The 19645-nt window shown below is 42.7% G+C and carries 12 protein-coding genes; 3 read left to right on the top strand and 9 right to left on the bottom strand.

All coding sequences use genetic code 11. From position 1 onward, the window contains the following. Positions 1 to 180: 180 nt before the first annotated feature. Positions 181 to 2325: an alpha-galactosidase gene (locus tag AVL57_RS01290; protein WP_057794622.1), complete on the top strand. Its 2145-nt coding sequence runs from the start codon at positions 181 to 183 to the stop codon at positions 2323 to 2325. A 46-nt stretch (positions 2326 to 2371) separates the two neighbouring features. Here the strand turns inward: AVL57_RS01290 and AVL57_RS01285 are convergent, their stop codons facing one another. From AVL57_RS01285 to AVL57_RS01265, 5 genes are all read right to left on the bottom strand, one after another. After that, entirely contained in the window at positions 2372 to 3481 is a 1110-nt protein-coding gene (locus AVL57_RS01285) for a tetratricopeptide repeat protein (RefSeq protein ID WP_057794624.1), read from the bottom strand. A gap of 202 nt (positions 3482 to 3683) precedes the next feature. Continuing rightward, positions 3684 to 4961, bottom strand: a complete 1278-nt coding sequence (locus AVL57_RS01280; protein WP_057794626.1) for an alpha/beta hydrolase family protein — start codon at positions 4959 to 4961, stop codon at positions 3684 to 3686. A 160-nt stretch (positions 4962 to 5121) separates the two neighbouring features. Then, a complete protein-coding gene (locus AVL57_RS01275) occupies positions 5122 to 6300 on the bottom strand; it encodes an MFS transporter (RefSeq protein ID WP_082604986.1) in 1179 nt (392 codons plus the stop codon). A 66-nt stretch (positions 6301 to 6366) separates the two neighbouring features. Further along, positions 6367 to 7266: a dihydrodipicolinate synthase family protein gene (locus tag AVL57_RS01270; RefSeq protein WP_057794630.1), complete on the bottom strand. Its 900-nt coding sequence runs from the start codon at positions 7264 to 7266 to the stop codon at positions 6367 to 6369. A 139-nt stretch (positions 7267 to 7405) separates the two neighbouring features. Beyond that, entirely contained in the window at positions 7406 to 8638 is a 1233-nt protein-coding gene (locus tag AVL57_RS01265) for an EAL and HDOD domain-containing protein (protein WP_057794632.1), read from the bottom strand. 262 nt (positions 8639 to 8900) lie between these two features. On the opposite strand from AVL57_RS01265, the gene AVL57_RS01260 reads away from it, so the two are divergent. Further along, positions 8901 to 11576: an ATP-binding protein gene (locus AVL57_RS01260; protein WP_057794633.1), complete on the top strand. Its 2676-nt coding sequence runs from the start codon at positions 8901 to 8903 to the stop codon at positions 11574 to 11576. Continuing rightward, positions 11560 to 12807, top strand: coding sequence for a response regulator (locus AVL57_RS01255; protein ID WP_057794635.1), 1248 nt, complete (start codon positions 11560 to 11562; stop codon positions 12805 to 12807). The genes AVL57_RS01260 and AVL57_RS01255 overlap by 17 nt, the downstream gene beginning before the upstream one ends. A 98-nt stretch (positions 12808 to 12905) precedes the next feature. Here AVL57_RS01255 and AVL57_RS01250 read toward each other — a convergent pair whose 3' ends face one another. The 4 genes from AVL57_RS01250 to AVL57_RS01235 form a co-directional block, all read right to left on the bottom strand. Next, a complete protein-coding gene (locus AVL57_RS01250; protein ID WP_057794637.1) occupies positions 12906 to 14249 on the bottom strand; it encodes a tetratricopeptide repeat protein in 1344 nt (447 codons plus the stop codon). 18 nt (positions 14250 to 14267) lie between these two features. Then, positions 14268 to 16460: a transglutaminase family protein gene (locus tag AVL57_RS01245; RefSeq protein ID WP_057794639.1), complete on the bottom strand. Its 2193-nt coding sequence runs from the start codon at positions 16458 to 16460 to the stop codon at positions 14268 to 14270. A 459-nt stretch (positions 16461 to 16919) separates the two neighbouring features. After that, positions 16920 to 18533 carry a cyclic peptide export ABC transporter gene (locus tag AVL57_RS01240; protein ID WP_057794641.1) on the bottom strand — a complete coding sequence of 538 codons (1614 nt, stop codon included), beginning with the start codon at positions 18531 to 18533 and terminating at the stop codon, positions 16920 to 16922. A gap of 45 nt (positions 18534 to 18578) precedes the next feature. Next, complete coding sequence (locus AVL57_RS01235) at positions 18579 to 19631, bottom strand: TauD/TfdA family dioxygenase (protein ID WP_082604987.1); 1053 nt, start codon at positions 19629 to 19631, stop codon at positions 18579 to 18581. Positions 19632 to 19645 lie beyond the last annotated feature (14 nt).

Below are 19645 nucleotides of genomic sequence, written 5' to 3'. Positions count from 1 at the left end.
ATACGGCATGGCTTTTCTTGGTCTGATTTCTTATTGCCTCAAAACCGCGTTATCATTGATAGTAAAACGTTTACCCTATCTAATGGAATTGACTTAAGCTGCACTACTTTGTGTGCTATAAATTGCTAACAAACTAAGTGCTATCTACACTGTTTACAACTTTATAACTGTGAGGTTTTCATGTCGTCATTATCGGCCTTCGCTCGCTTATCCAATGAAAAAACGACTTTAATTTTTGACTGCCAAGGGCGCATGCCTACTCTGATTTACTACGGCCAGCAGTTGAACAATGCAACAACACAAGAGATGCTTGCGCTGCTTAACACCCGCCAAGAAGCGAAATGTGCGCCGGTTATCGAGCCTCCTATTTCATTGGTACCAACCCACGGTGAAGGGGTGACGGGCTCACCTGGCCTTGAAATTTCTGGGGATGCAGATCAATGGTCGGCAGGTTTTACTTTATCAAACATTGAGCAAGCCGATACCAGCGTAACGTTTACAGCGGTTGATGCCGACAGAAAAATGCAATTGATTACTCGGGTAGTGCTAGATGCTGAAACGACAGTAGCTACATTTACCTCAAGTATCGAAAACCAAGGTGAAAGCACCTTACAGTTAAATTACTTAAATGCGGCGAGTCTTGCCTTGCCAACTACCATGAGCAAAATTAAAAGCTTTGAAGGTAGATGGTCTAATGAATTTCAAACTACCGATCATGACTTGTTCTTCGGTAGTTATGTGCGTGAAAACCGCCGCGGCAAAACATCTCACGATACTTTCCCAGGTTTAATTGCGTATGCTAATGGAACCGGTGAGCTTGCCGGCGAGTGTTTCGGCTTTCATTTAGGTGCTTCAGCTAACCATAAATTCCGCGCTGAAATGATGGCCGATGGCAGAAGCTACGTTCAATTTGGCGAGCTATTGTTTCCAGGTGAAGTGACGCTTAAAGCGGGTGAAAGTTATACATCGCCTGTGCTTTATGCAGGGTTCGGCGACGCTGGCTTTTCATCTCTTTCACAGCAGTTTCATAACTTTATTCGAAGCAATGTGTTAACCCACAGCGCTGACAACACCAGTGCAAATTACAAGCCCCGCCCTGTTCACTACAACACGTGGGAAGGTATTTATTTCGACCACGATGAAGCCACACTTAAAGCCCTTGCTGATAGAGTAGCGCCGCTAGGTATTGAACGTTTTGTATTAGATGATGGCTGGTTTAAAGGCCGTAGAAACGACAAAGCGGGCTTAGGGGACTGGACTGTTGATGAAGCCATTTACCCGGAAGGGCTAGATGGGCTTATTGACCACGTTACCGATAAAGGCATGGAATTCGGAATATGGTTTGAACCAGAAATGGTTAACCCAGATAGCGACTTGTACCGCGCACATCCTGAATGGGCACTGCACACCAAGAATAACCCTCATGTTCCGTTTCGAAATCAGTATGTACTTGATTTAACTAACCCTGAAGTGGTTGAGTACCTTTATAAAGTCATCACAGACGTACTAAGGGCCTACCCTAAAATTAGCTATATTAAGTGGGACATGAACCGCGATGTGAATCATCCAGGAAACCTTAAAGGTAAACCTGCAATGCATGGCCAAATGGCGGCTTTATATACCCTAATTGACCGTGTTAAAGCAGCACATCCGGGTATTGAAATTGAAAGCTGTTGTTCTGGTGGTGGCCGTGTGGACTTGGGCATTTTACCTCACACCGACCGGTTTTGGACGTCAGATTCTAACGATGCATTAGACCGCTTGTACATTCAGCGGGGTTTCTCATACTTCTTCCCTTCTGAAGTGATGGGTGCACACGTAGGGCCTCGTGATTGCCATATTACAGGGCGTAACTTACCTATTGAGATTCGTTCAGCAGTATCGATGTTTGGCCACATGGGTATTGAGATGGACCCTCGTGAACTTACTGACCATGAGCAAGAGACCCTAAAATCGGCTATTTCGCTATATAAAAAATACCGCCATATTACCCACGGCGGCGATTTATTCCGTATGGATGACGATGGCCTTAACGTGAAATTTGGCTATGTATCGAAAGATAAATCTGAAGGTATATTTGCGTACAACAGCGTAAAAGAAACTGGCCGTACCATGCCGTCTCGCTTCTATTTTGCGGGGCTTGATGCTGATAAGTCATACACGCTTGAACGCGTATGGCCGGGTACCTTAAAAGAATACTCTCCGTCTATTTTGCAACAAACCGATGGGCAAGTATTTAGCGGTGAAGCGTTAATGAAGTACGGTATGCAAATGCCGGTATTATTCCCGCAAACCGCGCTTATTTATACTGTTAAAGCGGTGTAGTGTCATAAAAAGATACACGACATAAAGCTTCAAAAAAAGCGAACCACTAGGTTCGCTTTTTTATTTGTTTTTTAAGGCTTTTCATTATTTTTGCCAAACGTTTGTCATCGTCTTTTGTCACTTTAGCAAGGGTGCTAGATGCCATTGAAACATCATCAGCATTTAGAAACAGCTCGGCTAAACGTAAATTAGCCCAGTTCTTACTTGGCAACTGATGGGTATCAATATCTGTCGCCTCTAATTCAGCCAAGTAATAGTTAAGTGCATCAATTCCCGACTCAGTATATTGACTGGTTTCTACCGCTACCCACCCTATACGATAGGTGCCATAAAGCTGACTAAATTTGCGGTTTGAATAGACATCCCAGGCTTGTGCATCAGATTTATGGGCTTTAGCTACGTTAGTGCTTAATAATGGGGTTAGCGCGGCTATCGCGTCATCGTATTCTTCACCATCTATATGCAATCGACCAAGTTCCAAACGTGCGCGAACTTCGAACTCAGGCTGTTCGCTAAGCCCATTTAACATCGTCTTTGCTTCAGCAGCTTTATCGTCAGCTGCATATACTGTTGCAGTTGCGAACTTACCTTCAAGTGCATCCATTTGTGTAATTTTATCGGCAAGTATTTTGGCTTCGTCTATATCGCCACCAGCGATAGACGGCGCCACTATGTAAAATTGCATTAGCGCCTGATAAACTTCAATTTCATCTGGTGCTACTTCAATCGCTTTTTGTAGGCTCGCTTTGGCTTTTTTGGCATAACCTAAGGCGGAAAAAACACTATCCATCGCTTGTGCACCCATTACGCTGGCGTGCATATGGTAGGCCCGATAATTGTCTTTATGATCGTCAACAAATTTAGCCGCCATATCCTCAGCATCATCTAAATCTGTATTCATTAACGCCGAAATTAACACGTTATATTGCTTCGGAGTTTTCGACGGTATGGGTTCAAGTACGTTCACTATATTTTCATATTCCTGCGCTTGAAACATAGCGTCTAACGCATCGTCAGAAGGTAGTGGATTAGCATTAGCAAATGATACCAAGAATGATAAACACAGCAGCACGGCTACATGTGCTCCCTTTAACGCGGTAACAGCACGTGGAAACAAACGGTAGAGAACAGTTAAGTTGTTTTGCTGGGGGAACATTCCTTTGCCTCAAATGAATAAGCGTGAGGTAGTAAATTAGCATGCTTAAAATGACTTCTCTAATTGAATAAGTAACAAAGCATGTCTTACTTAATGAACTGTTCGCTTATGGGAATAATACAGAGCAAAATCAAAAAAGGCCTAACATGTGGTTAGGCCTTTACTGTATTTTTTCTTTGTAGAATGATGGTAAAGTAAACGCCTATTTCTTAGACTTACCTTCCATTATTAAGCCTAACGCATAGCGATTGTCGAAGCCTTTCCAGACTTCTGGTACTTTCCCGTCTACGGCAACTTGCCCACTATCGCCTTCAACATCTAAATAGTCACAAAAATCAGCTTTTCCTTTCACATGGCATTCCATCATTGCCAATGCAAAGTGCTCATTAATGTCATTCATAGTTTCTGAGCGCCATGCAGGTTCTAAGTAGTGGCCAATATCAAACTCGCTACCAAATGCTTCTTTAGGGGCGGGATGTGGAGCAATATTGTGTCTGGCATTTTTATACGTAAGCAGTTTACTGTTTTTGTTACCCGTATTTTCAAATAACCACTGTATACCTTGGTAACCAGATATATCATCATGATCGCCGGCTACGTATAGCATTGGAACTTTAATATTACCGAGTGCATCTTCTGAAAACACTTTGTGTTGACCGCCCCACGGCGCTAACGCCATAGCCGCTTTCCAGCGCGTATCTACGCTTTTAGCGTCGGCGTTACCACCAGCACAGGTGTTAAGTGCATTTTGTAACGCACTGATAATCGCCGGATCGGTTACGCCAGTAAAGCTTGCGGTAGCTTCAGCGCCAAAGTTATAACAACCGCCAACGGTATTCACCGCACCAAAACCACCCATAGAATAGCCAATAAGCCCAGCGTTTTGGGTATCGGCAACACCGCTGAACAGCGCATGCTCACTCACCGCTTGAAGTGTTAACACTTGATCTCGCGAACGATTCAATAAGGTACTAGGGAAACCTGCAAAAGGAGCATCGGCGAAATCTACATCTTCGTTTGTAGAGTCGGTATGGTCTATCCCTGCCACAATATAACCATGAGACGCTAGGTGCTCACCAAGGTAATACATTATTGTGCGATAACCCGTATAGCCGTGTGATAACACAACAATAGGGTAACTGTCTTGCGTTTTAGCCACACTGGCGTCGCGAATAGCATCAGCTTGAATGCTAAATTCGTTACCACTGCGGGTTTGGTTTTTATACGTTGTTGACGCGCCGCTATCAGTGGTGGGATACCAAACTTCCAATTTCAACGCGCGTTCAACAACCTGCCCTTGTAAGGTAACTACGGGCTTAGGATAGTTAACGGTTAAGGTTTTAACACCCACTTGGTAGGCACCTTTTTCACTTAGTTCAGGCGTAATATCACTAGGATAGTCTTGATAAAGCGTCTGCGCTGAATATGCCGGTGTGGCTGCTAATAATGCTGCGGTACATAATAGGGATAACGTTTTCATAATTTGCTAAATTTATGTTAATTATTGTGCATAGCTCATATTACCTCTATAACCTCAATAAACAAGGCATAGCCCATTGTTTAAATGAATTGTCATCAATAAGACTAGTAGATTTAAACGGCAATTTTGAAAGCAAAAATGTAAACGTATAACCCAAAGACTATTTTTGTACTTTGAATACAGCAAAGCACACGATAAGAATGAGTGCGAGGGTAGCGCAAGATGTTACCAACGAAACGGTTACCCCTTGTATTAACAATGTTCCAGCGACTAAAGCACCTATTGCGCCTGCTCCCACCTTAGCCGCGGCAACCCACATGTACGTTTGCGCCGCGCTGTGCGCTGGGGCAAACTCAGTTCGTGCCGCTAGGCTGGAAGTAAAAAAAATGGCATTGGCAACACCACATAACCAGTAGCCCGCCGCCCCAAGAACGAAAGAAGGGCTTAGGGTTGTGACCAGTAACGCAACCAACAAAAAGCTTCCTGAGCGCTTTAACAATGTTAGGGGCTCTTTCGAGAGTGGCCTAAAGATGAGAAATAGCGCACCACTTAAATTTCCTACCCCGTAAGCCGTGACCAGATAAGCCCCATGATGCTCTGCGTGCTGCCAATGTTCGCTAAGATAAACTGCCAACACAGGCAAGGCTGCAATACTGAATGCCGCCCCCGATGTCATCACTAACGTACGCACCAAAGCGCTCGAGTCTTTAAACGCATAAAATACGCTTTTAAACCCTATATCTAATGAGGCATCACTTTTCGGCAGTACATGCTTTTTAGGGAAAGTTAAAATGAGCATGCCAGCTAACATAGGTGTCAACACCAGCACACTGACAGCCACCTTTGTCGAGAACAGCGCCGACAAGGAAGCAATAATAAACGGCCCCAACGTGTGCCCTACCCCATAGGTAATGGTATCCCAGCTTTGCGCCTTTCTAAGGGATGTATTGCTTGCACTAACTAAACTTGGCAACTGGGTGCCTAATCCCCCCATTATAAACGAACTGCAAACACCACTTAACAACAATGAAAACGCCAACAACCAAGCCAAATGCTTCTCAAAACTGAATATAGCCAAAAGAAAAAAGCCGGTGTAACTCAGCGCCGCCGCGCTAATAAGATACTTAGGCTGCGAAACCCCATCTAACCAACGCCCGTATACTGGCCCTAACAAGTGGGGCAGCGTTAAACACGCCGCCAAAATGCCTGCCGCTTTGCCATCAAGCTCAAGGTTTCTAGCAAGCAATACGATGGCAACAATAGCACCACCTGTTGCTGTGCGCGCGATAATGGCAGACACAACATATTTGAGTAATGGTGAGAAATGGTCCTTGTTCAACGGTGGGCTACTCTTTGGCTCTGTACGTTAGCATTAGCAACAGATTTAAACTGGGTCACGTATAACTTAATCCAGTGATAGTTGCGTTAAAATCGCTTCGAGTTTCTGTTTATCTTCGCCCTGAAGGGGCTGTAACGGATGTGGTAAGCAGTTTGCTTCTGTGTACCCCAGTATTGCCGCCGCGGTGGCCATTACGCGCATACCGCCTTTATTGCGGGCGAATAAATCCCACAACGGGGTTAAGCGTTCAGATTGTGCTATTGCTGCTTGCGGCGATGTTGATTGACTCGATGCAATCATGGTTCTCACCGTATTAGGGAATAAGCCTCCGAGCACAGATAACCATAAATCGCATCCCGCATGCATCCCCAAGGCACCAAATTTATCACCACTTACCCCAATGGCGACATGCTCTGGCACTATATTTCGCAGGCTAGAAAGCCGTATTTTCCCGTTAGCATTGTTATCACCAAAAGGCATTCCGGGGATTTTAATCGCGCCAACGTTGGGAAGCTGGGTAACTTGGCGATATAGCTCGTCGCTGAAACTAAACTGGGTCACTCCAGGGTTCTCATAAATACATAAGGGAATTGAGATTTCAGCGGTAACCTTCTCGTACAGGCCAAATACTTCAGCGTCGTGTAGCGGGTGATAAGAAACCGGTGCTAACAGCAGCGCTTTCGCACCCGCTTGTTGCGCGGCTTCTGCGTTCTTCAATACATCATAGGTACGCAGTGAGCCAATGCCTACCATTACCGGCGTGTCGCCAGCTATTCCTACTGACGATTCAGTCACCTTAACTAGCTCATCCCTTGATAAATAGGGATATAAACCTGTAGACCCCATTGCACAAATCGACTCAACATTGGCCTGCTTCAGGTTACCAATCAACTTTTCAAAAGCGTGAAAATCAATTTTTTCATGGTGAAAGGGCGTAAGAGGAAAAGCACACAATCCGGTGAACATGGAGGCTCCTAATGCGAAGGGCAAGCGATGTATTTAAGCGATTAACGTTACTATACATCAATCATACACTTATCATTCGCCCACATACATGTCGTTACCTTCTAAACTAGAACAACATTTTATGCTTTTGAAAAGCTGATCATAGATTTTTCATTACGGTATCTGCCCATAACGCGCCGTCTTGTTGGCAACGACCATAAAGACAAATATCTTGGTTTGATAAGCGCTCGAACGTTTGGCTATCAAATCGCTCAATACCAATCACATTAATAAGCAAGGAACCTAGCGCATTGTCATGTGTTAGTAACGCTTGTTTTAAATGGGCTTCTAGTTTCAAACTGCCGACTAATGTCTCCATGTTCACTTTAAAAATGGCATCTACACCTGAGAGCAATCCCACTAGAAAACATTCTAAGGGGTCAAGCGAAACCTCCTCATCCTGATTATTAAACGCAATAAGTTCGAGGGTTTTTGCCCGCGCTAACAATGACCGGAATAATTCAGTTGGGCTAGTAGAAACAGACATTAGCGACATAACAATTGCCCACTGCTTAACAACATCTAGCCCTAAGATAACAACGGCTTCCCGTACACTGTTTACATCTCGAACCAGTTGATAAAGCGGGCAGTTAATTAACAGCAAAATTTTAGTAGTCAGCACAGGATCTAATGAAATGATTTCTGCGACCTTATCAACCTCTATGTCGTTTTTACTGAATTCAGATACTAGCTGCAGACTACTGTTTTGTTTTTCGCTTATTTCTTTTCCACCAATAATGGTAGGGTTTTCAAGGAAGTCGCCTTGAAATAGGTCAAACCCTAGCGCTTTACAATTTTCGTATACCGTTTGGCTTTCCACTTTTTCTGCCAGTATTAAGCACTTCGACTTCTTTAAAATTGGTAGGCTTTTACTAAGTTGTGACTGGGTCACGTTAAGCACATCAACTTTTATTACTTTAAGGTATTTAAAAAAAGAAGCTTTAGATGGGTCTAATGCATATTCGCTTAGCGCAAAATCAAAGCCTTTGCGTCGCAATTGCTGAATACGTTTCAGGTTTGATTCCGTAGGCTCTACCGAAGCCAATATCTCCAAAATTATGTTTGGTTTTACCGCATAAATATCATCAGTTTCACTCAAGAAGGTTTGATCGACATTGATAAAAATAGGTACATCTAAATGCCGTTCACTTTCAGCGATACTCTCACAAACACTGGCTAATCGCTTTGTGGTCATAAACCTTTTTGATGGGCACACATTTACACTTGAAGAGGTATCTTCCGCCCCTTCATCTAAGCATAAGAACTCACAAGCATAGATTTCGTGGTTTTCGTTAAATACAAGCTGCCTTGCAGTTAACACATCCTTCACCATCGGCTACTCCATAAGATTACTAGGCTGCGGCTGAAAATCGGCCTCTAATTAAAATGCATTGGGAAGCAATAATTGTCCTTATCTAAACCACGCTGATCTTCGCAATTATCGCTATTGTCATCTACATTAAAATTGTCGCGGTTTTAACTGGCTTTATTACAAAGCGAGAACAAAATTAATTAGAAAAACCTTATGTAATAAATATTTAAGACAGGCTTTTATAAAACTGTTTGGCGATTCTTCAATAATAGACCACCTTTTCATGACTATAAAAGATATTGAAATTAATAGAGACCTGAAAAAAACCCAAAGTCTCATAAATCTGTTTTATCATCCCGTGCTTGTGGTTAATAACGACTTGGACATTCTGGCTTCAAATAATAAGTTGAATGAAAGTGAGGCACTGTCTTCCAATTTGCCAATTATTATAGATGCCATAGTACCTTTGCTAAACGGCGAGCAAGAACTGGCTTTTTGCGTGATAGAAGGCGAAGAAAAACTGTGCACGGCCATGCCCATGGAACATGGGAGGACTCTAGTTAAAATTGCTCGTTCTAAGCCATCTGCGCTAGCAAAACGATACTATAACTTGGTTACCGCAATCGATAAGATACCCGATGCCGCAATAATTTGTAGTGACGGAAAGATTGACCTAGTTAATGAGCAATTCCAAAACATATTCCCTTTTTGCGGGAACAAAAGTTTAAACGGTGTGCCATTAGATTCCATTCTTAACGATTTTAGTGACTATTTCGCACAAGGGGATAGCCATCTACAGGCTGTTACCTATCGCTTTTTACGACGGAAATTTAATAGTAAGCAAGAGATGTCTTTGTCGTTCACAGCGCCCGACGGACAATTCTATGAGTATCGCGATAATCTCACTTTCACAGGTGGACGTGTTGGCCTCATTATCAATGAGTCACAAATAAAAGGGCTGAACGAGCAACTCGAAATCTCTTTTAATGAAGCCACCGCACTTAGCAATGCAAAAAGCAACTTCATGGCAGCAATGAGTCATGAGGTACGCACCCCATTAAATGGCATTATAGGTCTGCTAGATTTATGCGAGCATCAAGAAGAGTTTAAAGGGAATGAGCTATTAAAAAGAGTGTCTAAAAGCTCTATCTCGCTGTTAAGCCTCATCAATGATGTTTTAGATTTCACTAAGTTTGATGCCAATATGGTACAGCTCTCGCCGTCAGACGTTAATTTGAGAGTACTGTGTGAAGAGCTAATTAACACCTTCTATGGACAGGCAAAGCAGCAAAATGTGGAACTTACGTTGTTTGTCGATCCCGTCATATCTCGAATTGTTAGTGTAGATGAACTTCGCCTTACCCAAGTACTCACAAACCTTATTAGCAATGGTCTGAAATTTAATCAAAAGCTAAATGCAACACTTCGCCTTGAGGTATTGCAAGATGATTTAACCAACTACATTCACTTCAACGTTATTGATAATGGGATTGGGATAGAGAGTACTAAAGTACATACGATTTTTGATCGCTTCACCCAAGCTAATGATGATATTCACAAAACGTTTGGTGGCACCGGGCTTGGGTTAAGCATCTGTCAGAAAATAGTACAGTTAATGGGTGGCGGTATCTATGTAGACAGTGAGCTAGGCAAAGGCTCTACCTTTGTGGTGCAACTACCATTAGAAGCCTGTTCTGCGCCGGAAATAGAGCTAGCGCCAGCAAATTTAGACACGTTCACTTTTGAAACTAACAGCGCGGTATTTTTTAACGACCTCAATCGCTATGCACAGCGATTCCACTTTAAGGCCATCTTAACAGACGCCTTACCCAGTAACGCATTGCCAAACCACTTCTACTTACTGGATGCATCTAGCGGCTGTGAAACCGAATTGATTAATATTGAACAGGCATTGCAAGATAACAGGCCTCCTATCCCTGTGCATCAAATCGCGCTGCTCGTGGATAATGTGAATATGCATGCCCAGTTAACTATTAAGCAAATTCATCTCGCTCCACTCAAGTTAGCCGAATTGTTAAGCCTAGCAGCACCACACTGCCCTTCCTTGTCGGCTACTGCTGCAAGTATGTCACCCAAAAACATTTCCGACCGATTGCGAATTTTAGTAGTAGAGGACAACCCAGATAATATTTACGTGCTCAAAAAACAGTTTGATGCGCTGAACATTAAAGCAAGCTTTGCAATGTCTGCTGAAGAAGCGATTATTTTCTTCGAACAACAGCCGTTCAATGTGGTTATTAGCGATTACCAGATGCCCGTCATTACTGGTGGAGAACTGATTGGTATTTTGCGATGTTTAGAAGAAAGTGAACAGCGACCCAAGTCTACCATGCTAATCCTTACCGCCGACAATTCTAAGCAGTGTCAGGCTCACTGTAACGAGGTGGGTGTCGATAGAATCTTAATGAAGCCCTTAACCTTGCAAACCCTAGCAGATTTAATTAGCCGTCTTAACAGCGAACAATCCGCCCTGACTTCCTCTGTGGAAACCGTCACAGATGAACACGATGCGGAAAATCTCCTCTTTGAAGCGGACTTTTTTGATGACAGTAGTGAGGTTAATAGTAAGGTTGATTCTACGCGTGTTTTTGATATTTCAGCACTCACCGAAATTGTTGGCGATATTAGCCCACAAGAGGAGTACGACTATTTATGCGGGTTTGAACAAAGCCTGAGTAAAGACTTGCCTCTTATGCTTGATGTAGTGGATGTTGAAGACTGGCAAACCCTCTCGAAGTTTGCTCACAGATTGAAAAGTAGTGCCAGAATTGTTGGTGCTTATCATTTAAGCCAGAAGTGCGAAACGGTGGAACATATAGGGCGTCAAATTCCCGCAGAACCACTCATATTGTTAGATTGGGAAGAAATGAAACTCGCTATTGAAGAGCTCATTACCCATATAAGGAAGTATTTGGAAAATCATGACTCACTCCAGTGAAGCCCAAATTATACTCTACATTACAGAGCCGCAAAGTGACGAAATCGTTCTTGAGGTTATTAAGAAGCACTTTGATGACTACGTTACCTGTGATTCTTTAAGAGACTTATGCAAGCTATTAATTGATTCTAAGCCCAAAGTGCTTTTGCTGACAGGCGACTCATTAGAGAAAAGCTTGTTTACTTATTACCGCACACTGGAAGCACTAAAATCATACCATCTATGCAACCACAAGATAGTTAGTTTAATACCTCGTCAGTTTGAAAGAGAAGCTTATGAAGCCCATGCGGCTGGGATTATCGATGATTACATGATTGCCCGGCCGGTTTATGAACTACATCGCATTATATTAATTTGCGAACATTTATTCAGCGAACTAGGGGTGCATGTTCAAGATAAAGAGATGCTGGCTCAACAAACCTACTTTAGCAAAATCGACCATTTTGATGACAAAATGAAGCAGGCTTTAAAACAAGGCCTAGACTACAAAAATCAATTACAGTTAGAGTTTGAAAGCTCTATTGTAGAAATTGAAAACGCATTAGAACGCGCAGTAACACGGGTAGAAATGGAGCAGTCCGTAGACCTTGATATTGCCAAGTTACAAGAGACCCTATCTAAAATAAAGTCAGACCAAATTCGCCCAGAGCTAATTAAACTGCAAGCAAGGGCAATTAGCTTATTAGAAAAAACCCTTGATTTAAAAACCGCAGAATTAACGTCAAAGACTAACGCTGAAGAAGCAACGACAGGTGCGAGCACTGAAACAAGCGCAGACGAAAAAGACAAGGGCTATGTCTTTAACCGACTATACAACCAAGATATCGACCCTGAAAAAATACTGGCAAAAAAGAACGACGCGCCCTCTATTCTTGTGGTTGAGGATGACATTATTAGCATTCAATTAACTAAGCGATTGATTGATAGATATAAGATGCATTGCGATACCGTTACCACAGGCAGGCAAGCCTTCGCTTCTTTGACCGCCAAAAAGTACGATCTTGTGCTGATGGATGTGAATTTACCAGACACTAACGGCATCTACATTGTAGGCCAGGCTAACTCGGAGCAAAGCCTAAATGCTGACACACCAATTATTATGTTGTCGGGGGATAAACATAAAGCCACGGTGACTAAAGCGATGCAAAAGGGAGCTAAGGGTTACATTATTAAGCCCCTGCAAAAAAGCTCGTTTGATAGGTTAATTGAAAAATATATCCCTAAGGCTTAAACAAACATTTAGGTAATTATTCACCGTTTTATTTGAAAAAAAAGCTGTATGGGGAACCCTGACGGGAACCCCGTTACGTTAAAATAGGTCTAGCCCTGCTACTTTTTTGCAGCTTTAATTTTATTCTTCGCTACTGCGAATTCGAAAAACGTTCTTATATCAAGTTCGTAAATACGCTGCCAGTAGGTCTCTGCAAGTTCAGCGTTGTCGTTTTCTATGTGGTTTAGCGCTGCAATGAATAGGGCTTCAGACTGTTCGCAGCGATCACTCGCCCGTGCCATCAATTGCGCTTCATCAATACTGCCTTTGGCAAAGCTAAGCATCCCTTTTTGCCAATCGTCCAGTTCGAGGTGCTCAGAGGCAAAGTTTAATAACTCACGATGTCCTTGGCTATTGCCCTGCATTTTATAGCCATAAGCACCATAAAGTACCCCATAAATTCTAGCCTCATCAACTTGACTATAACGACTAGCAAGACTGCCTACCTTATCCCAATTACCCGCCACAATATTTGCGTAAATTTGGGTAAGTAAAACCTCTGCTTTGCTATCTGCATCAGTTATTTCATAGTCGATGACTTTATCGATTTTGGTATCCCATAAATACATTTCATTTAAGTAACTTTGATAACTAGGATCTAACTTTGCCGCTTTTTGTGCGGTATACACGGCCAGTGTGGTTTTATTGCTAAGACGAAATAAATCGGCGAGCAAATTAAACTGAAATGGGTCATTGGGAAACGACTGCGTAAGAAGTCGGCTTTCGGTAATGATATCGTCTAATGGCTTGTAAGTGCCGGTATCACACATATTTTTAAGTGCGTACTCGGTTTGATAAAGCACCCAGTCCGACTTTAGATCTGGGTAGTTGTCATCTCGCTTGCGCGCCGCATCTACAATGTATAACGCTAATTCAACCTGATCCTGATTATAATAATAATAAGCTAACTCTAAAGCCCCATTCATAAAAAATGGATTGTCACGAACCGTTTGTTTTAACGCCGCTAACATTTTTTCATCTTGGGGTTGCTCGAGTAAGTAAGAGACATACACCGGCGGTGCAATATCTAACGTACTCAAGAACGGGTGCTGATTATAAAAACCTTGCCACTTTTGTTCGTCGTACTCTTGCTCTACAAATGCTAATTGCAAATTCAACCGGTAATAGTGAAAAGCAAAATACCGATCGTTAGGCGCTTGTTTTATGCCTTGTTGCAAATTGCTTTGCAGCTTATTCAATAAGTCATAATCCGGCTCTCGCTCAAACGCCTTCAGCTGGTACTCAACTAAATTGCGTAATGCCTGCGAATCGTTGGGATAACTCTTAACCTGCTGCTCTAAACCAACGAGTTCAGGCGAGGCATTTACATTTTGGGTTGAAGTAGACTCACAGCCGCTCAGTAATATCGCACCAGCAAGTAGTACAATTCGGTAAAACATCATCTAATAATCCTTTATGTACTAATACTGATAGCCAAGCGATTCAGCACGCTCGAACGCCGCTTCAGACAGCGCGTCTTTGCCATTGAAACCATGCACAATACCCAGTAAAAACTGCACTTCCCCATTATCTTTGTTGCCATTAGCAAGTTCGGTAACATATTCCAACGCCTCGTCAAAGCGCCCACTATCAAGTAAGGCTCGCGAGTGCGCTATTTGCTCTTCTATCGATAACGCTTCGTGGCTTTGCGGTGATGTTGCCATCACCTTGTCATAGACGAACATACTCTCGCTGCCTTTTTGAAAGGCATCAATAGCATTAAAAAAGGCCGCATATTCTTCAACCGGTATGGTTTGCGCATACAGTACAAACTTTGAGGTACTTGTTACCTCGTTGTCACTAGGCTGCGCAGTATGTGTAATTTCAAAAAATGGGTTTTGATAATTACTGGCAGGCCCATTTTGCACTAGTTCTGCATCTGACCAAGGGGCTGGATAAGTAATAAAAAGTTCTACCGTAATGGGTATTTGTATATATAGGTCTTGAGCACGCTCAGATACAGGTTCCATGATAGAAAAACCGGTAAAGACTTTTAAAATTTGCGCATAGTTCATGCTGTAATGAAAACGAGAAATGTCTTCGGTAATAGAAAGTAAATCTACAAACTTCCCTTCTATTTCAAAAGGTGTGGCAGAGTCTGCAGGATCAGTTGCTGTAAACGACGTTACTCGATTATCGTGAACAAATGGCGACAGAAGTTGCTCTACTACAGCGCGCTTTTCTGGCGAAAATTGATAATAATTTCGAAGATTCGTTTCCACTTGACCGTCAAAACTCATCTTCACTGATGCGCTTAATGCAGAATCATTCAGTGAATAATCAACCGCCACTTTTGCCACATTCTCTTCAGGGTCAACATGGGGAACTTCCACGAGCTGACCCGCGTTGCCAGTTATCACGAATGTACGTTTGCCCCCAAGCATGGCGCTCAATCCCGGGAAAGTGCCCGTTTGACCACTAGTATCTAGCCAATAACTACCTTCATCCGTGGTCACGTAGGTGATCATATGGTTAAAGTTAAGTGCTGGTAAATCATCAAATACAACACTTCCGTTGTAAGTATTAACTAACGCTGGCGATGCTTTAATACCGGCTTCGTTGAGCAGAGCAACAATAAGAGTGGTTTGGTCTTTACAATCGCCGTAGGCGTTCTGTAGCACTTCTTGTGCAGTATGAGGTTGGTAGCCTCCACGGTTAACATGCGCACCTATATAACGAACATTTTTTTGCATGTAATCAAACACCGCTTTTACTTTGCCGGTCTGGGTATCTTGGCCACTGAACAGTTCATTCGCTAACGCGGTAACATTATCTGCTGGCATCAGGCTTGGCTTGAATAAGTCCCAGTACCAATCATCTACTGTTTTCCAATTGTTCATAGTAGAGACGTAAACGAGGGGTAAGGTTTCATCGATTGGCGGCATGCCAGACTCAATTTCAATACCTTCTAACTTATCCATTTTCCACTCGTATTGCGTTGTGCTTCCACTTTTCGTCACAAGCGGAGACAAATCAGTGTTTCGACTTTCGATATATAAATCAACGGAATTTGGAATAGTGAGTATTGTTAACGAGGTCAGAATAGGATCGATTCGCACCCAGTTTTTCTGCGGCAAAAACTTTACGTGGTTAAAGCGAATGCCGGTGAACCATTCACCATCGATAATCGCTTTGGTCTGCTTTTCGTTAATTTGGTACTCGATAATATTACCCACTTTTAACTGAGGCACAGCGAACTCAATTCGCTTCATATCATCAAGGTAATCGTCGTTATTCGCTGCCACCTCAGAGATAGCATCGTCTTGCATATTGAAAATTTGACCATCAGCAGCAATTACCCGAGCAAAATCGATACTACTAGTATGGTAATAAGCATTGAACGAGTTAACTAATTTTGAATAGTCAGATACCGCTTCTTCGCTTGCAATATAGATAGCGCGGTAATATTTGGTAGACTCTAAGCGTTGCTCGTCAACCGTAATTTCGGTTTTGCGACTGAGTATTACTGCCCCGCTCTCTGCATATTCTATAGCGTCTGTTTTAAGTGCTAATAAGGTCTCGACGTCGGGACCAATACTAGTCGATTCTGCACTTGCGTTAGTTATCACTAAGAAACTCAAAAAGATAACGAACACTCGGATATATACTGCCATCCCATTCTTCCTTGTTCATACAAATTCCAACCAAACGCGTGCGTTCAACTGTTCATTTTTTAAGTTATGCTGCCGTATCTTCCTTTATTTGTCGATAAGAGATTTCTTATATCAATATTCCTCTAAATTTGTCTGATCAGCAACGCGCTTTGAACTATGGTAGTGAAAAAAAACAAACCGAGTGAGTAAAACTATTACTTTAACCATTTAGGCAATTAAGTCGTCCATAAATCGCGCCTATCAATAATGGTGAGGGTGTTGCCTGATCGTTACTTCGATCTTAAGCCATTTGTGACAAAACGGAAATTGAACAGTCTATCAAACTCCGCTATGTGTATTTAAATTTACAAAGGTGTCTGTCATGTAGAGGGCATGTTGGTAAAGACAAAATACCAGTAACACCGCAAAAAAGGCATCGAACATTCAGTTCGATGCCAAGCCAGGTTTGCGTTAGCGTTGTTACGCTGCAGAGGTTAGTTGGCGGTTTACTTCTTCCATGTTACCCAGGTCGAACTTAATTTGGTGATCAGCGCAATCAAAATACTTATCGTCATGTGTGACAGCGACAATAGTTTTTCCCTGACTTTTTAACCAAGGAATAATTTGTGTATAGAAAACATGTCTGAAGTGAGGATCCTGATCAGCAGCCCATTCATCCAAAACATATATCTCTTTGTCTTCTAAAATGGCAGAAATCAGGGCTAGACGTTTTCTTTGTCCCATAGAAAATGAAACGGACTCATAACCATATTCATCCAGCACTACTTTCTGATCTAAATCGAAACGCCGCAACATGTCATTGACCTTTTCTCGATCAACTTCTTGCCCGTTTTTCCCTACCAAAGACTTGTATAAGTAAAAGTCCGGCAAAACGATAGCCATTTTGTTCATATACTGCGAAATAGTAGCCTCTGTTACGGGCTCACCATCCAACAATATTTGACCGGACGTGGGCTTGTACAACCCTAACAATATGTGCATGAAAGTTGACTTACCACTGCCATTGCCGCCTGTGACAAAAACTACCTCTCCCTTTTTCAGGGAAAAGTTAATCCGCTCCAAAGTAAATTGTTCTGCACTTTCCGTGTATTTGAACCCGATATCTGCAAAATGAATACAATCCCAGTGCATATCAGGTTGCTCATGACTAATCTCACAATTAGAATACATTTGATCATCGAGCTGTAAGCTTTCTATCTTCTGTAGTGACACTTTTGCTCTGATAATTGATTGCCACAGCCCCATTACATACCCAAAAGGGCCGGCAAGGTAGGTTAAAATGAGCAAATAGCTCATTACCAAGTGGCTGGATTGCATCGTTTGGCTAACAATAATGACAGCCCCAAGAACCAAAAAGATTAAAGACTGACTGATATTGCGGTTGATATCCCAAGAAAAACCGTAGCGTCGCTCACTTTCCTTTAGATTATCCAACTGTGGGTTTAATACGTTGGCCAAATAGTGCTTTTTCCTGAAGGAACTTAACGCGAGTTGTTTAGACCCCTCCAGCAGCCCCTTATAGCCTTCAAAAACCTCATCCTGCCGACTGCGTAGCGCAAAAGCATCCTTGCTGATGCGCTTCATAATGACGCTGGTGAACACACCTGCAACAACGACGGTAGATATCACTATGGCAAAAACAATTGGTGACAGGTAAATCAGATACCCAAAACACGCTATCATCAACAGCGCGTTATAGATAAAGGCAGGCATTTCCGCCAGTGCATTAGATATTGCATTCACATCATTGGTTAAGACGTTATATAGCCTCGAACGACCGGCTTTCTCTAAGGTTGTGAATTTACTCCCTAAGATCCGGGTTACCAGCGAGTGCCTCACACCGTGTATAGAACGTGAAGTAAAAAACGACAGCGCATAGCTGGCGAGCATAGAACTGCATAACAAAAAGGTTAGCAGTCCAAGATAAATACCACCCGTCGTTAACGAAAAGCCTTGTTCACCATACTCGCCCACCACATGAAACAGGCCTAGAGACGCCGCCGCAGTGAAAACGCTCAGAAGACCTGAGATAAGCATGATCCCTTTGAATTTTTTTAAGAAGAAAAATAACATAATTGTTTCTCTGATTTTTAGGCTTAAAAGTAAAAGCAACTGAGGTTATGACATGCTAGCTTCGCTGTTCACAGGGTCACCCATTGATACAACAATACGTCTCTGCCCCTCGAATGGGGCCCGCCCGTGGGACACCAGCATATTATCCATCAACATCAAGTCTCCCTTATTCCATGGGAATGACACTGTCGCTTTGTCATATGCCTCGTTGATATGCGTTATCACCTCATCTTCAATAACAGACCCGTCTCCATAAAGAGTGTTGTAAGTGAGGGCATCTTCCCCAAATTGTGACACGAGCTCTTTACGGATAATTGGGCAGAGGCTTGAAGGGTGCCAAAACGCGGCGTGATTGAACCAGACTTGCTCGTTTGTATGAATATGCCTGCGAATAGCCGGTCGGGTTTGGCGCGTTCTGATTTGATACTCACTGATTACCTCAAGATCGATTTCTGCGCGTTGGCAATACGCTTTAACCTCTTCGATATCGTGAGTATTAAATGATTTTTGCCAGGTTGGGCCTAATCCATTTCCAAAATTTCGTACCAGTGTCCAACCCAGTGCGTCAAACTTATCGCGAACATCTTTGTCTATAAATGCTAAAACCTGGCGGACATCAGCAATGGGCGTCGCCCCGCCTTGCTCTGGCGCAACGAGACAACAAAACGCAATTTTCATAGGCCATTGCGTTACGTAAGACAACTCATTGTGCTGCGCAATACTTAATTCGTTAGGAAACTCCGTTGAAGTATACGTCCCTTTTCCTAAATCTGTGCGAGGAGTAGCTCCCTCCATGTATTTAGCAATAGTGGGGATAAACTGATTGGCCGCTTCTCTGAAATCATTTTCGTCTGAAAGCTGAAAGTCTCTGAGCAATAACGCACCATATTGATTGAGCGATTGCTGAATCTTTTGCTGATTCTGTGCAATCCACTGAGCTGGCGATGTGCTTTTCGAGTTGGACCGAAGGAGTAGAGGGAAACCCCTTTCTTCACACAAAACGGATTCAGACACATCGTTCTGCCGAAACAACTCTTTCCCAATAATCTGATTAGGTAAATTCGATTCAACTCCAGCTGGTTTAATAGAAATGCTCATAGTTTTTTTCCTTA

It is taken from the genome of Alteromonas stellipolaris (assembly GCF_001562115.1).
GTDB lineage: Bacteria > Pseudomonadota > Gammaproteobacteria > Enterobacterales > Alteromonadaceae > Alteromonas > Alteromonas stellipolaris.
Note: the sequence above shows the minus strand (reverse complement) of the source record. Positions and strands in the feature narration are given on the sequence as shown.

Coding starts and splice junctions, on each gene's coding strand:
- AVL57_RS01290 (WP_057794622.1), top strand. CDS start 181: ATGTCGTCATTATCGGCCTTCGCTCGCTTATCCAATGAAAAAACGACT.
- AVL57_RS01285 (WP_057794624.1), bottom strand. CDS start 3,481: ATGTTCCCCCAGCAAAACAACTTAACTGTTCTCTACCGTTTGTTTCCA.
- AVL57_RS01280 (WP_057794626.1), bottom strand. CDS start 4,961: ATGAAAACGTTATCCCTATTATGTACCGCAGCATTATTAGCAGCCACA.
- AVL57_RS01270 (WP_057794630.1), bottom strand. CDS start 7,266: ATGTTCACCGGATTGTGTGCTTTTCCTCTTACGCCCTTTCACCATGAA.
- AVL57_RS01265 (WP_057794632.1), bottom strand. CDS start 8,638: ATGGTGAAGGATGTGTTAACTGCAAGGCAGCTTGTATTTAACGAAAAC.
- AVL57_RS01260 (WP_057794633.1), top strand. CDS start 8,901: ATGACTATAAAAGATATTGAAATTAATAGAGACCTGAAAAAAACCCAA.
- AVL57_RS01255 (WP_057794635.1), top strand. CDS start 11,560: ATGACTCACTCCAGTGAAGCCCAAATTATACTCTACATTACAGAGCCG.
- AVL57_RS01250 (WP_057794637.1), bottom strand. CDS start 14,249: ATGATGTTTTACCGAATTGTACTACTTGCTGGTGCGATATTACTGAGC.
- AVL57_RS01245 (WP_057794639.1), bottom strand. CDS start 16,460: ATGGCAGTATATATCCGAGTGTTCGTTATCTTTTTGAGTTTCTTAGTG.
- AVL57_RS01240 (WP_057794641.1), bottom strand. CDS start 18,533: ATGTTATTTTTCTTCTTAAAAAAATTCAAAGGGATCATGCTTATCTCA.
- AVL57_RS01235 (WP_082604987.1), bottom strand. CDS start 19,631: ATGAGCATTTCTATTAAACCAGCTGGAGTTGAATCGAATTTACCTAAT.